General features: G+C 66.7%; 7 protein-coding genes, 2 rRNA genes and 1 pseudogene. 7 read left to right on the top strand and 3 right to left on the bottom strand.

The genetic code is table 11. The features are described 5' to 3' along the window. Positions 1 to 107: 107 nt before the first annotated feature. Both OG568_RS25090 and rrf read left to right on the top strand, forming a co-directional pair. A 23S ribosomal RNA gene (locus OG568_RS25090) occupies positions 108 to 3,230 on the top strand. Between the two features lie 95 nt (positions 3,231 to 3,325). After that, positions 3,326 to 3,442 (top strand): 5S ribosomal RNA (rrf, locus tag OG568_RS25085). A 193-nt stretch (positions 3,443 to 3,635) separates the two neighbouring features. Here the strand turns inward: rrf and OG568_RS25080 are convergent. The 3 genes from OG568_RS25080 to OG568_RS25070 form a co-directional block, all read right to left on the bottom strand. Next, complete coding sequence (locus tag OG568_RS25080) at positions 3,636 to 4,409, bottom strand: hypothetical protein (RefSeq protein WP_329533191.1); 774 nt, start codon at positions 4,407 to 4,409, stop codon at positions 3,636 to 3,638. An 87-nt stretch (positions 4,410 to 4,496) separates the two neighbouring features. Next, a complete protein-coding gene (locus OG568_RS25075) occupies positions 4,497 to 5,129 on the bottom strand; it encodes an RNA polymerase sigma factor (RefSeq protein ID WP_266432176.1) in 633 nt (210 codons plus the stop codon). 205 nt (positions 5,130 to 5,334) lie between these two features. Further along, positions 5,335 to 5,748 carry a hypothetical protein gene (locus OG568_RS25070; RefSeq protein ID WP_329533190.1) on the bottom strand — a complete coding sequence of 138 codons (414 nt, stop codon included), beginning with the start codon at positions 5,746 to 5,748 and terminating at the stop codon, positions 5,335 to 5,337. A gap of 169 nt (positions 5,749 to 5,917) precedes the next feature. Between OG568_RS25070 and OG568_RS25065 the strand changes: the two genes are divergently transcribed. The 5 genes and pseudogenes from OG568_RS25065 (at position 5,918) to OG568_RS25040 (ending at position 13,503) form a co-directional block, all read left to right on the top strand. Further along, positions 5,918 to 6,502: a DUF1877 family protein gene (locus OG568_RS25065; RefSeq protein WP_329533189.1), complete on the top strand. Its 585-nt coding sequence runs from the start codon at positions 5,918 to 5,920 to the stop codon at positions 6,500 to 6,502. Between the two features lie 252 nt (positions 6,503 to 6,754). Then, positions 6,755 to 9,067, top strand: coding sequence for a transglycosylase domain-containing protein (locus OG568_RS25055; protein ID WP_329533188.1), 2,313 nt, complete (start codon positions 6,755 to 6,757; stop codon positions 9,065 to 9,067). Positions 9,068 to 9,284: 217 nt separating this feature from the next. Next, positions 9,285 to 10,274 (top strand): annotated as a pseudogene (locus tag OG568_RS25050) (N-acetylmuramoyl-L-alanine amidase); the annotation flags it as partial. 230 nt (positions 10,275 to 10,504) lie between these two features. Next, positions 10,505 to 11,842 carry an IS110 family transposase gene (locus tag OG568_RS25045; RefSeq protein ID WP_329532552.1) on the top strand — a complete coding sequence of 446 codons (1,338 nt, stop codon included), beginning with the start codon at positions 10,505 to 10,507 and terminating at the stop codon, positions 11,840 to 11,842. A 323-nt stretch (positions 11,843 to 12,165) separates the two neighbouring features. Next, positions 12,166 to 13,503: an IS110 family transposase gene (locus OG568_RS25040; protein WP_329532552.1), complete on the top strand. Its 1,338-nt coding sequence runs from the start codon at positions 12,166 to 12,168 to the stop codon at positions 13,501 to 13,503. The last annotated feature ends 2 nt before the right edge of the window (positions 13,504 to 13,505 follow it).

Below are 13,505 nucleotides of genomic sequence, written 5' to 3'. Positions count from 1 at the left end.
TTGTTGGCTGCCTTCAGTGCCGGCCCCAGTGCACTCGAACCGGAAGGTTCGGGGTGATGGGTGGTTGGTCGTTGTTTGAGAACTGCACAGTGGACGCGAGCATCTGTGGCCAAGTTTTTAAGGGCGCACGGTGGATGCCTTGGCACCAGGAACCGATGAAGGACGTGGGAGGCCACGATAGTCCCCGGGGAGTCGTCAACCAGGCTTTGATCCGGGGGTTTCCGAATGGGGAAACCCGGCAGTCGTCATGGGCTGTCACCCTTGCCTGAACACATAGGGCAAGTGGAGGGAACGCGGGGAAGTGAAACATCTCAGTACCCGCAGGAAGAGAAAACAACCGTGATTCCGGGAGTAGTGGCGAGCGAAACTGGATGAGGCCAAACCATATGCGTGTGAGACCCGGCAGGGGTTGCGTATGTGGGGTTGTGGGATTTCTCTTTCACGGTCTGCCGGCCGTGAGACGAGTCAGAAACCGTTGATGTAGGCGAAGGACATGCGAAAGGTCCGGCGTAGAGGGTAAGACCCCCGTAGTCGAAACGTCAACGGCTCGTTTGAGAAACACCCAAGTAGCACGGGGCCCGAGAAATCCCGTGTGAATCTGGCGGGACCACCCGCTAAGCCTAAATATTCCCTGGTGACCGATAGCGGATAGTACCGTGAGGGAATGGTGAAAAGTACCGCGGGAGCGGAGTGAAATAGTACCTGAAACCGTGTGCCTACAAGCCGTGGGAGCGTCGCGCATTGAGTTTACTCAGTGCGTCGTGACTGCGTGCCTTTTGAAGAATGAGCCTGCGAGTTTGCGGTGTGTTGCGAGGTTAACCCGTGTGGGGAAGCCGTAGCGAAAGCGAGTCCGAATAGGGCGGTTTAGTAGCGCGCTCAAGACCCGAAGCGGAGTGATCTAGCCATGGGCAGGTTGAAGCGGCTGTAAGAGGTCGTGGAGGACCGAACCCACCAGGGTTGAAAACCTGGGGGATGACCTGTGGTTAGGGGTGAAAGGCCAATCAAACTCCGTGATAGCTGGTTCTCCCCGAAATGCATTTAGGTGCAGCGTCGTGTGTTTCTTGCCGGAGGTAGAGCACTGGATAGGCGATGGGCCCTACCGGGTTACTGACCTTAGCCAAACTCCGAATGCCGGTAAGTGAGAGCGCGGCAGTGAGACTGTGGGGGATAAGCTCCATGGTCGAGAGGGAAACAGCCCAGAGCATCGACTAAGGCCCCTAAGCGTACGCTAAGTGGGAAAGGATGTGGAGTCGCAGAGACAACCAGGAGGTTGGCTTAGAAGCAGCCACCCTTGAAAGAGTGCGTAATAGCTCACTGGTCTAGTGATTCCGCGCCGACAATGTAGCGGGGCTCAAGCGTACCGCCGAAGTCGTGTCATTGCAGCAATACTCCCAACGGAGGCTGTGATGGGTAGGGGAGCGTCGTGTGCCGGGTGAAGCCGCGCCGGAAGGCAGTGGTGGACGGTTCACGAGTGAGAATGCAGGCATGAGTAGCGATACACACGTGAGAAACGTGTGCGCCGATTGACTAAGGGTTCCTGGGTCAAGCTGATCTGCCCAGGGTAAGTCGGGACCTAAGGCGAGGCCGACAGGCGTAGTCGATGGATAACCGGTTGATATTCCGGTACCCGCTGTGAAGCGTCAAACATCGAACCAGGCGATGCTAAGTCCGTGAAGCCGCCCCGGAGCCTTCGGGCAAAGGGGAGTGGTGGAGCCGACGGACCAGACCTGTAGTAGGTGAGTGATGGGGTGACGCAGGAAGGTAGTCCATCCCGGGCGGTGGTTGTCCCGGGGTAAGGGTGTAGGCCGTGTGATAGGTAAATCCGTCACACATTAAGGCTGAGACCTGATGCCGAGCCGATTGTGGTGAAGTGGATGATCCTATGCTGTCGAGAAAAGCCTCTAGCGAGTTTCATGGCGGCCCGTACCCTAAACCGACTCAGGTGGTCAGGTAGAGAATACCGAGGCGTTCGGGTGAACTATGGTTAAGGAACTCGGCAAAATGCCCCCGTAACTTCGGGAGAAGGGGGGCCATCACCGGTGATGAGTCTTGCACTCTGAGCTGGGGGTGGCCGCAGAGACCAGCGAGAAGCGACTGTTTACTAAAAACACAGGTCCGTGCGAAGCCGTAAGGCGATGTATACGGACTGACGCCTGCCCGGTGCTGGAACGTTAAGGGGACCGGTTAGTCACTCTTCGGGGTGGCGAAGCTGAGAACTTAAGCGCCAGTAAACGGCGGTGGTAACTATAACCATCCTAAGGTAGCGAAATTCCTTGTCGGGTAAGTTCCGACCTGCACGAATGGCGTAACGACTTCTCGACTGTCTCAACCATAGGCCCGGTGAAATTGCACTACGAGTAAAGATGCTCGTTTCGCGCAGCAGGACGGAAAGACCCCGGGACCTTTACTACAGTTTGATATTGGTGTTCGGTTCGGCTTGTGTAGGATAGGTGGGAGACTGTGAAGTGCGGGCGCCAGCCCGTGTGGAGTCGTCGTTGAAATACCACTCTGGTCGTGCTGGATGTCTAACCTGGGTCCGTGATCCGGATCAGGGACAGTGTCTGATGGGTAGTTTAACTGGGGCGGTTGCCTCCTAAAGAGTAACGGAGGCGCCCAAAGGTTCCCTCAGCCTGGTTGGTAATCAGGTGTTGAGTGTAAGTGCACAAGGGAGCTTGACTGTGAGACCGACGGGTCGAGCAGGGACGAAAGTCGGGACTAGTGATCCGGCGGTGGCTTGTGGAAGCGCCGTCGCTCAACGGATAAAAGGTACCCCGGGGATAACAGGCTGATCTTCCCCAAGAGTCCATATCGACGGGATGGTTTGGCACCTCGATGTCGGCTCGTCGCATCCTGGGGCTGGAGTCGGTCCCAAGGGTTGGGCTGTTCGCCCATTAAAGCGGTACGCGAGCTGGGTTTAGAACGTCGTGAGACAGTTCGGTCCCTATCCGCTGTGCGCGTAGGAATATTGAGAAGGGCTGTCCCTAGTACGAGAGGACCGGGACGGACGAACCTCTGGTGTGCCAGTTGTCCTGCCAAGGGCATGGCTGGTTGGCTACGTTCGGGAGGGATAACCGCTGAAAGCATCTAAGCGGGAAGCCTGCTTCGAGATGAGTATTCCCACCCCCTTGAGGGGTTAAGGCTCCCAGTAGACGACTGGGTTGATAGGCCGGATCTGGAAGGCGGGTAACCGCTGGAGGTGACCGGTACTAATAGGCCGAGGGCTTGTCCTCAGTTGCTCGCGTCCACTGTGTTGGTTCTGAAACCACGAACAACCCCGTTGTCGGGCCACGGCAATGGTGCGGTAGTTTGAAAAGTTTCATAGTGTTTCGGTGGTCATAGCGTGAGGGAAACGCCCGGTTACATTCCGAACCCGGAAGCTAAGCCTCACAGCGCCGATGGTACTGCAGGGGGGACCCTGTGGGAGAGTAGGACGCCGCCGAACAAATTTTGAAAAAGGCCCACACCGTTTCGGTGTGGGCCTTTTTGTATTTCACGACGGCTTCCTCGCGGCACCTTGAAGACCAGCGCGGTGGCATGGGCGGCACGGGCGGCAGGGGTGGCAGTGGGGCAGGAAAAGACCCGCTGTTGACCATGGTTGTCCGCCCTTACGGGCCCGGGGTGGGGCACGGCGGGGGCTACTTGTGCTTCCCGCTGCCCTTCTCGCCGCTTGCCTGGCCGTTTCCGCCCGCGTTGCTCGTGCCGCCGGGGTTCTTGTCGGAGGCGCCGGCGCCCCCCGCTTTGCCGTTGCTGGCGGACTTGCTCGGCGCGGCGGTCGCCCGCGCCAGCTGCTCGGAGCAGTACGCGGCGACCTTGTCCTTCCCGCCGGCGGCCGTGATGAGCCGCTGCCAGGCCCGCGCTTCGAGCGCTTTGCCGCGATCCTTGACCTGCTCGTAGGCGCGGCAGTGGGCTTCGGTGTCCTGGGCGGTGGCCGGGCGGTCCGTCGGTCCGGGGCCGCCGGAGGGCGCCGACGAGGCTTCGCCGCCCGGCTGGTCAGGGGCGACCGTCGACGGGTGCGCGGTCCCCCGCCCGGCACCGTCACCGTCCGTGGACGAGCCGACCGAACCGATGGCCGCGACCGCGACTCCTCCCAGCGTGAGGCTGGCGAACACCACGCCGAGCGTCATCTTCACAGGACGCCTGGCACGCCGCTCCGCGAGCGGCCGCCAGTCGTCCCGGCGCCGGGTACGCGCCCGGTGCGCGCCCGCGTCGTGGGCGGCCCGGAAGGCGGTCAGGGCCCGCTGCTCGGCCTCGGGGGCGAGACGGCCTTCGCGTAGGAGGGTGCCCAGCTCCGTTTCCAGCGTGGCGGCGTCACGCGCCTCCCACGGGTCGGACGCGGCGCCGCCGGGCTGCACACGTCGACGGTCCGGAACCCGGCCCGGAACTCCGTCGCCGCCCAGCCGTTCACCCATGTCCGCTTCCGTTCCTGTTCGACCGGTTCGATTCGTTCGGCGTTCCGGGCTTGATGCCTGTCAGTCGGTCACTGTTGCCGACGTTGTTCATTTCGACTTCCCCAGCGTTGGGGAGGCCTCATTCGTCACACCCTTGTCCGCTTCGGCGGCGACGCCCAGTTGGCGAGCGAGGCGTTTCAGGCCCCGGTGGGCGGCAGTGCGCACCGCTCCAGGGCGCTTGCCGAGGACGCGTGCGGTGGCGGGACCGTCCAGGCCGATGACGACCCGCAGGAGCACGGCCTCGGCCTGGTCCCGCGGTAGCCCGCGGACCAGTTCCAGCGCCCGCTCGGTGGACAGGGACTCCAGGGCCTCTTCTTGGGTGCTGTGCCGGCTGGGGAGGTCCAGTACGTCCTGTTCGGTCCCTCCCGCCCGGGGCCGTACGCGCTGGCGGCGCAGATGGTCCAGCGCCCGGTGCCGGGCGATGGTCGAGGTCCAGCCGCGGAACCCGGCCCCGTCCCCTTTGAAACGGCCGAGGTCACGGGCGATCTCCAGCCAGGCGTCGGAGGCCACGTCCTCCGCGTCGTCGCCGACCAGGCCGCGCAGATAGCCGAGCAGGCCCGGCTGCACGATCCGGTAGGCGACCGCGAAAGCCGTCTCGTCGCCGTCCTGGGCCCGCGCGACCGCCGCGCCCAATTCCCCGTCGTACGCCTGTACACGCCGGGGTTGCCGTACCTGGCCCAAGACCGTCCTCGTTCATACCGGGTTCATGGCGAGTGCATGCCGTCCGCCGTGCTCCGGTCGCATCGACGGCCCCATGGTGACCAGCGTCTGTCCCCACAGAAGTGTCACAACGCCTCGGGCGCCCCTTCACGTCGTCGCCTGCGCTTGCCACCCAGGACCCGTCCGGCCGATCACGGTGGAGGAGAGCGGCCACACCCCCCGGACCTCACCGCGGCCGCCGATCCCGGGGTTCGGGTGCGTCCGCCGTCGCGTCGCGGCACAGCAGCCGCAGCGAGCCGTGTCCGGTGAAGCAGCGGCGGCCCTCGTCGATGGGATCCCACAGCCGTCCCTCGGCCGTGCGGATCCAGTGGTGGCCGTCCGCCTCCCACCACTCGGCGCCCGCCTGGCGGACGATCACCTCACCCGCATACGCCCCGAAGCCGCGCAGCACGCTCTCCACGGCGGCGTAGGGTGTGTCCTCGCGCCGCAGGTCGTCGATGATCCGGTCGACGCGCCACAGGCTGGATGCCGAGTAGTCGAGGCGCACCCGTGCCCCCTCCCGCATCGTCGCCACCACGTCCGCCGCCCACCGCACGGGCCTGGCCGCCGCATGGGGTCTCGTGTCCTGCTCTGTCGTCACATACGAAGAGAGCGAGGTGGGCGGTCGATCCGTTACGCGGTTCCGGGGATTCCCGGCAACCGGCGCGATACCGCCCCACCCTCGCGCGCGCGACGGTCGAGGTGTCTTCCCCCGATCCGGGTCCGTCGGGCCGCGTAATGCTTCGGCGCTCCCGTGCGCTCCCTCTGGCATGAGTACGTACCTCCGTCTGCGCGCGGTGCCGCCTCCCGCACTGCGCAACAGCACGACCTGGTTTGAACGACTCTTCGAGGACGACTCGGAGAGTGTCCGGCACCGGGGCGTCCGGCACCGTGAAGAGGCGCTGGACGAGCATTATCTGGACCAGGAACGCATCTACGCCGGCGCTGCCCCGCATCGCGGCGAAGACCGGCCCCGGAACCAGGTGGTGCTGGGTGGTCGGCCGGTGTTCCGCGCCGACCGGCACAAGCCGCCGTTCCTGGTGCTGACGGCGGCCCAGGCCCGACAGGTGGCCGGATTCCTGACGATGGCCGACTTCGACGCGCTGTGGGATTTCGCCCGCGCCGAACTGCTGCCACGCTACGGCGGCGCGAACGCGGAGCCCGAGACGTGGCACGCGTTCGCGGCGGCGCACCAGGAGTTGAGGGCGTTCTACGCGCAGACGGCCGAGTGCGGGGACGCGGTGGTGAAGTGGCTGCGGCCTGAGGCGAGCGAAGGGCGCGGGTCAGGAGTCCGCGGCCGGCGGAGACACCGCGTGTCCGCCTCGCCGACGACCGTTTCCCGCTGCCGCGACTGATGGCCGGCCTGTACGCGTTCCGCCTGGGCAAAGAACGGCCCGGCCCGTTGTGGAGCACGCCGCTGCAGCAGTTCGTCCACCGGCAGTTGATGTACCTGGTGGTGATCCAGTCCGGTCGGCGCCGTACGACGGCTTTCCGCGGCAGGTGTCGCGCAACGGCCTTCCGTAGAGCCACCCACTACCCCCGGGCTTCCGGCAGCCCGGACCGTACGAGACACGGCAGTCGTCCTGAGAGGACAGTGAGCAGAGCCCATGAGTGGACACCGGCGCCGACCGCGCCAGCGCTCCGTCGGCGGCACGAGTGCCGGGGGCGACCGCGCCACCGGTCGCCGGGCCGCACATCGTGACCAGGCACCACAGGACCTGTCGGACCTTGCCAGGAGAAGGGCGCCACAGGGGAAACGTCGGATCGACTACCCGCGCCGAGGCAGGACGGGCCCGCGCCGCTGGCTGCCGTCGGTGCGCCAACTACTGGCGCTCTCACTGCTCTTCATCGGCGGCACGGCAGCAGCCGTCGGCTACGCCTACGCCACGGTCACCATCCCCGACCCCAATCCCACGGCACTGCTGCAGAACAACGTCTACTACTGGTCGGACGGCACGGTCCTGGCGACCGACGGCAGCGTCAACCGGCAGAACGTGTCGCTCTCGCAGATACCCGCCGACGTGCAGTGGGACTTCATCGCCGCGGAGAACGCCTCCTTCTACACCGACCCGGGCATCGACCCGCAAGGAATTGCCCGCGCCGTCGTCCACATGGCCGAGGGGGGCTCGGTGCAGTCCGGATCGACGATCACCCAGCAGTTCGTCAAGAACACCTACCTGGATCAGGCGCAGACGGTCTCACGAAAGTTCAAGGAACTGCTGATCTCCACCAAGATCGGCGCCGCCATGACCAAGAAGCAGATCCTCCAGGGGTATCTGAACACCTGCTTCTTCGGCCGTCAGGCCAACGGCATCCAGGCCGCGGCCCGCATGTACTACAACCTCCCGGTGGAAAGGCTCGACGTGAGCCAGGGGGCCTTCCTCGCCGCGGCGGTCAACGAGCCGAGTCTCTTCCAGCACGCGGACTCCGACCCTGCGGCCAGAGCACAGGCGGAAGCACGCTGGTCCTGGGTGCTCGACCGGATGGTGAGGACCGGCAAGCTGACGCCTGGGCAGCGGGCACGGTACGAGGCCGCCGGATTCCCCGCACCCAGGAAGTGGACGCCCGGTTCAGGACTCACGGGTGAGACCGGCTACCTGGTCCAACTCGCCAGGTCCTATGCCGAGGCACACGACCGGACCATCACCGACAGCAGCCTGAGCAGGGGTGGCTACCAGATCCACACCACCTTCGACAGGAGGAGGACCGCGGCACTGGCCAGGGCCGTCGCCAAGGTGCGGGGGCAACGCCTCGACCCCGCCCGCCGGTCGGTCGACCGGGACGTTCAGGTCGGAGCCGCATCGGTGGAACCCTCGACCGGCAGGATCCTTGCCGTCTACGGCGGTCCCGGCTTCGACCACGCCCATTACTCGGACAACGCCGACACCTCCGGCGTCCCGGTGGGATCGACCTTCAAACCCATTGTCCTCGCCGCCGCGCTCCAGTACGGAGCCGTACTGCGGCCCGGTGAGTCCCCGGAGCCGATCACCCCGGCCAGTAAGTTCAACGGTGACGACGGCATCGAGATCAAGGACCGGCAGGGCAACCGCGTCGCCGACCCCAAGGACCCCACCGGGCTCCTCCACCAGCACAACGACACCCCTCAGCGTTGGGGGTACATCCCTCTGCGCAAGGCGATGGAGCAGTCGGTCAACACGCCGTACGTGCAACTGGGAGAGGACGTCGGCTACGGGAACGTGGCGAGGACGGCCGAAACCCTCGGCCTGCGCCCGGGCAGCCTCGCCGCCCCCAGCGCCGGCTTCTACATCGGCACCTCGACACCGAGCGCCATTCGGATGGCGGGTGTCTACGCGACCCTCGCCGCCGAGGGGATGCAGACATCCCCGTACTCGGTGACCAAGGTGATCCACAACGGCTCCGTGCTGTCCGGGTTCACCGCCCCCGCCACCGTGCGGGCTCTGCCGGCGGCGGTCGCCGGCAACGTGACCGACGTGCTCCGGGGCGTCATCGCCCGGGGCACCGGCACCAAGGCCCAGGCTCTCGGCAGGACCGCGGCGGGCAAGACCGGAACCACCGACGACTACCGGTCGGCCTGGTTCATCGGCTACACCCCCCAACTCGCCACCTCTGTCGTCCTCTTCCGAGAGGACTCGAACCACCCACAGCTGCAGTCCCTGGCAGGCGTCGGTGGTCTCCAGAAGGTGTTCGGCGGCGACATCCCCACCGAAATCTGGACCCAGTACATGCGCGACGCCCTCGCCGGCCTGCCCGACGCCTCCTTCCCCGTGCCCGCCTCCCTCGGCCGCGGGACCGACGAGCCCGGTGCTCCCACGCCCTCCCCGTCCGCGGCCCCCGCCAAGCGGAGCGGCAAGACCGGCAAGAGGGCGGCCGCCACAGCCGTCCCCACACCGGACGCCCCGACAAGACGCCCCAAGTGCCGCCACCACAAGTGCGGTTGACCACAACAGCGGCGGCCCTGGGAGATATCGCCGTTGAGGTGATCTGCGTCACCGCGGTCGGTTGCCCCGTGATGTTCGTCGGGCGCGGTGCGCTGTAGAGGGCGGCTACCTGTGTGGCGGGTGTGCCTCATGTGATTTTTTCTGTGGCCTTTCCGGGCCTCCTGGGGGTGGATACGTCGTGGGTCGTCGTACGGCGCGTGTGTACAGACCGCTGAGCATGAAACGACGGGTGTGGCTGACGCTCGGCGCGGTGGTCCTGGGAGGCGGGGGCGTGGTGACCTACGCCGTCGCCGGCCCGTCCTCCGATCCCGGCGCGGCCGGCCGGGCCAAGCGGCCGTCGAAGGTGTACGACCTCGCGCTGAAAGGCGGTACGGGCGACAAGCGTGAGCTGCCGCGCACGGACACCGAGCGGTTCTCGATGCTCGGCGTCTCCTGGACGGGGGCGGCCAAGCGGCTCGACGGTACGGCTCAGGTACGCACCCGCAGTCTCGAGACCGGGCGGTGGAGCGCCTGGCAGGACCTCGAACTGAACGTAGACCCGCTGGAGAACCCCGGCGTCGGAGTACGCGGAGCATCCGAGCCGCTGTGGGTCGGCCCCTCCGACGGCATGCAGGCGCAGGTCATCCGCAAGAACGGCGCCGGCAGCTCCGCTCTGCCCAAGGGCCTTGAGGTCAACCTGGTCGACCCCGGGGTGATGACCGACGCCGAGACCAAGGCCGGCGGCACCGCGGCCGAGCGGGCCGCGTTCGTCACCGATGAGACTCCCGGCGCCACGGAATCCGCGCCCACCGACTCCGCCGCGCCCACCGACGGCACCAGCGCCACGCCGACGGACGAGCAGACCACCACGTCCCCGGCTGCGACGGACACCACGCCCGCGGCCACCGACTCCGTCCCGCCCTCCGAGTCGGCGTCCCCCACGGACTCCGTCTCGCCCTCCACCTCGGCGTCCTCCACGGATTCCGCGTCGCCGTCGCCGAGCACGTCCTCCAGCGCGCCGCCCTCGGCGCCGCCGTCCACCGTGCCCGAACCGCCGATCGTCTCGCGCGCCGACTGGGGTGCCGACGAGTCGATCAGCCCCGAGGCGCCGGAGTACACCGATGACGTGAAGGCGATCTTCGTCCACCACACCGACGGGGCCAACGACTACTCCTGCGCCGACTCGCCGTCGATCATCCGGAGCATCTACGCGTACCACGTCCAGGTCAGTCCCCCTGTTCCCTTCGGGTGCGCCTTGCCGGCGTGAAAACATGGCTGCGGCGCCTGCCCGCCGACGCCGGTAGCTCGTTGGGACGTTGAGCCCGTAGGTCAGTCTGGTGCCGGGGCCGCAGAGGGGCCACGCACTGTTGCCATCGAGCACGCCGGTCAGATTTTCGCTTCCCCCGCGGCCCCCTGAGCAGGCGTCGGCCCGTACGGATCGATACCAGGGAGTTGTGCATGGCGGACACCGACGACGGTGGCGTCGAGGAGATCGAGCAGGCCGAGGAGCTCGTGGCCCGTGTCGCGGCGATCGATATCGCAAAGGCGTCGGGCATGGTCTGTGTGCGGGTTCCGCATGAGGACAAGCCCGGCAAGCGCGTGCAGCGGGTCTTCAACACCGTCGCGACCAGCGGCGCGATTCTGGACCTGGCCGATCACCTGATCTGCCAGGGCGTCACCCGGGTGGTGATGGAGGCGACGTCGACCTACTGGAAGCCGTACTTCTTTCTGCTGGAGTCGCGTGGTCTGGAGTGCTGGCTGGTCAACGCCCGTGACGTCAAGAACGTCCCGGGCCGGCCCAAGACCGACCGCCTGGACGCGGTCTGGCTGGCCAAGCTCACCGAACGCGGCATGCTCCGGCCCTCGTTCGTACCCCCGAAGCCGGTCCGTGAACTGCGCGATCTGACCCGGGCCCGGGCCGTCATGACCCATGAGCGCACCCGCCACAAGCAGCGCACCGAGAAACTCCTCGAGGACGCCCAGATCAAGCTGTCCACCGTGATCGCCGACATCTTCGGCGTCTCCGGCCGGTCGATGCTGGAGGCACTGATCGCGGGCGAACGCAGCCCCAAGGCGTTGGCGGACCTGGCCCACGGCACCATCAAGGCCAGCCACGCCACCCTCGCCGAATCGCTGACCGGCCGGTTCGAAGAACATCACGCCTTCATGTGCCGGATGCTGCTGGACACCATCGACTACCTCACCGTGCAGATCGACAGGCTCACCGCCCGCATCACCCTGCGTCTGGCCGAGCTGTCCACCACCGAGGACGACGAAGGACCCGGACAGGGCACCCTGATGCCGATCACCGACACCGAGCGCCTCGACGAGATCCCCGGCGTCGGCCCCAGCACCGCGCAGGTCATCCTCGCCGAGACCGGCCTGGACATGACCGTCTTCCCCACCGCCGGCCATCTCGTGTCCTGGGCGAAACTCTCCCCACGCACCCTCCAGTCCGGAAACAAGAACACCTCCGGACCCACCGGCAAGGGCAATCCCTGGCTCCGCGGCGCCCTCGGCGAAGCAGCGATCTCCGCCGCACGGACCGACACCTTCCTCGGCGCCCGCTACCGCAGGATCGTCAAACGCCGCGGCCATATGAAAGCCCTGGTCGCCGTCGCCCGCTCCATCCTGGTCGCCGTCTGGCACCTCATGAACGACCCGACCGCCCGTTACCGAGACCTCGGCCCCGACTTCCACACCCGCAACCTCGACCCGGGCCGCAAGAGCCGCGACCTCGTCCGCCAGCTCAAGGCCCTCGGCCACGACGTCACCCTCACCCCGGCAGCCACCTGACATCCCACAACCCCACCACCCCACACCAGCCCCCGACCGTCACCACCGAGGGGCTATCTCGCCATCCCCACCTGACCGTTGAGTTTTCCGGTCAGTCCCCCTGTTCCCTTCGGGTGCGCCTTGCCGGCGTGAAAACATGGCTGCGGCGCCTGCCCGCCGACGCCGGTAGCTCGTTGGGACGTTGAGCCCGTAGGTCAGTCTGGTGCCGGGGCCGCAGAGGGGCCACGCACTGTTGCCATCGAGCACGCCGGTCAGATTTTCGCTTCCCCCGCGGCCCCCTGAGCAGGCGTCGGCCCGTACGGATCGATACCAGGGAGTTGTGCATGGCGGACACCGACGACGGTGGCGTCGAGGAGATCGAGCAGGCCGAGGAGCTCGTGGCCCGTGTCGCGGCGATCGATATCGCAAAGGCGTCGGGCATGGTCTGTGTGCGGGTTCCGCATGAGGACAAGCCCGGCAAGCGCGTGCAGCGGGTCTTCAACACCGTCGCGACCAGCGGCGCGATTCTGGACCTGGCCGATCACCTGATCTGCCAGGGCGTCACCCGGGTGGTGATGGAGGCGACGTCGACCTACTGGAAGCCGTACTTCTTTCTGCTGGAGTCGCGTGGTCTGGAGTGCTGGCTGGTCAACGCCCGTGACGTCAAGAACGTCCCGGGCCGGCCCAAGACCGACCGCCTGGACGCGGTCTGGCTGGCCAAGCTCACCGAACGCGGCATGCTCCGGCCCTCGTTCGTACCCCCGAAGCCGGTCCGTGAACTGCGCGATCTGACCCGGGCCCGGGCCGTCATGACCCATGAGCGCACCCGCCACAAGCAGCGCACCGAGAAACTCCTCGAGGACGCCCAGATCAAGCTGTCCACCGTGATCGCCGACATCTTCGGCGTCTCCGGCCGGTCGATGCTGGAGGCACTGATCGCGGGCGAACGCAGCCCCAAGGCGTTGGCGGACCTGGCCCACGGCACCATCAAGGCCAGCCACGCCACCCTCGCCGAATCGCTGACCGGCCGGTTCGAAGAACATCACGCCTTCATGTGCCGGATGCTGCTGGACACCATCGACTACCTCACCGTGCAGATCGACAGGCTCACCGCCCGCATCACCCTGCGTCTGGCCGAGCTGTCCACCACCGAGGACGACGAAGGACCCGGACAGGGCACCCTGATGCCGATCACCGACACCGAGCGCCTCGACGAGATCCCCGGCGTCGGCCCCAGCACCGCGCAGGTCATCCTCGCCGAGACCGGCCTGGACATGACCGTCTTCCCCACCGCCGGCCATCTCGTGTCCTGGGCGAAACTCTCCCCACGCACCCTCCAGTCCGGAAACAAGAACACCTCCGGACCCACCGGCAAGGGCAATCCCTGGCTCCGCGGCGCCCTCGGCGAAGCAGCGATCTCCGCCGCACGGACCGACACCTTCCTCGGCGCCCGCTACCGCAGGATCGTCAAACGCCGCGGCCATATGAAAGCCCTGGTCGCCGTCGCCCGCTCCATCCTGGTCGCCGTCTGGCACCTCATGAACGACCCGACCGCCCGTTACCGAGACCTCGGCCCCGACTTCCACACCCGCAACCTCGACCCGGGCCGCAAGAGCCGCGACCTCGTCCGCCAGCTCAAGGCCCTCGGCCACGACGTCACCCTCACCCCGGCAGCCACCTGACA

The sequence above is a fragment of the Streptomyces sp. NBC_01450 genome (genome assembly GCF_036227505.1).
Lineage (GTDB): Bacteria > Actinomycetota > Actinomycetes > Streptomycetales > Streptomycetaceae > Streptomyces.
This window is presented reverse-complemented; position numbering and strand designations above follow the sequence as displayed.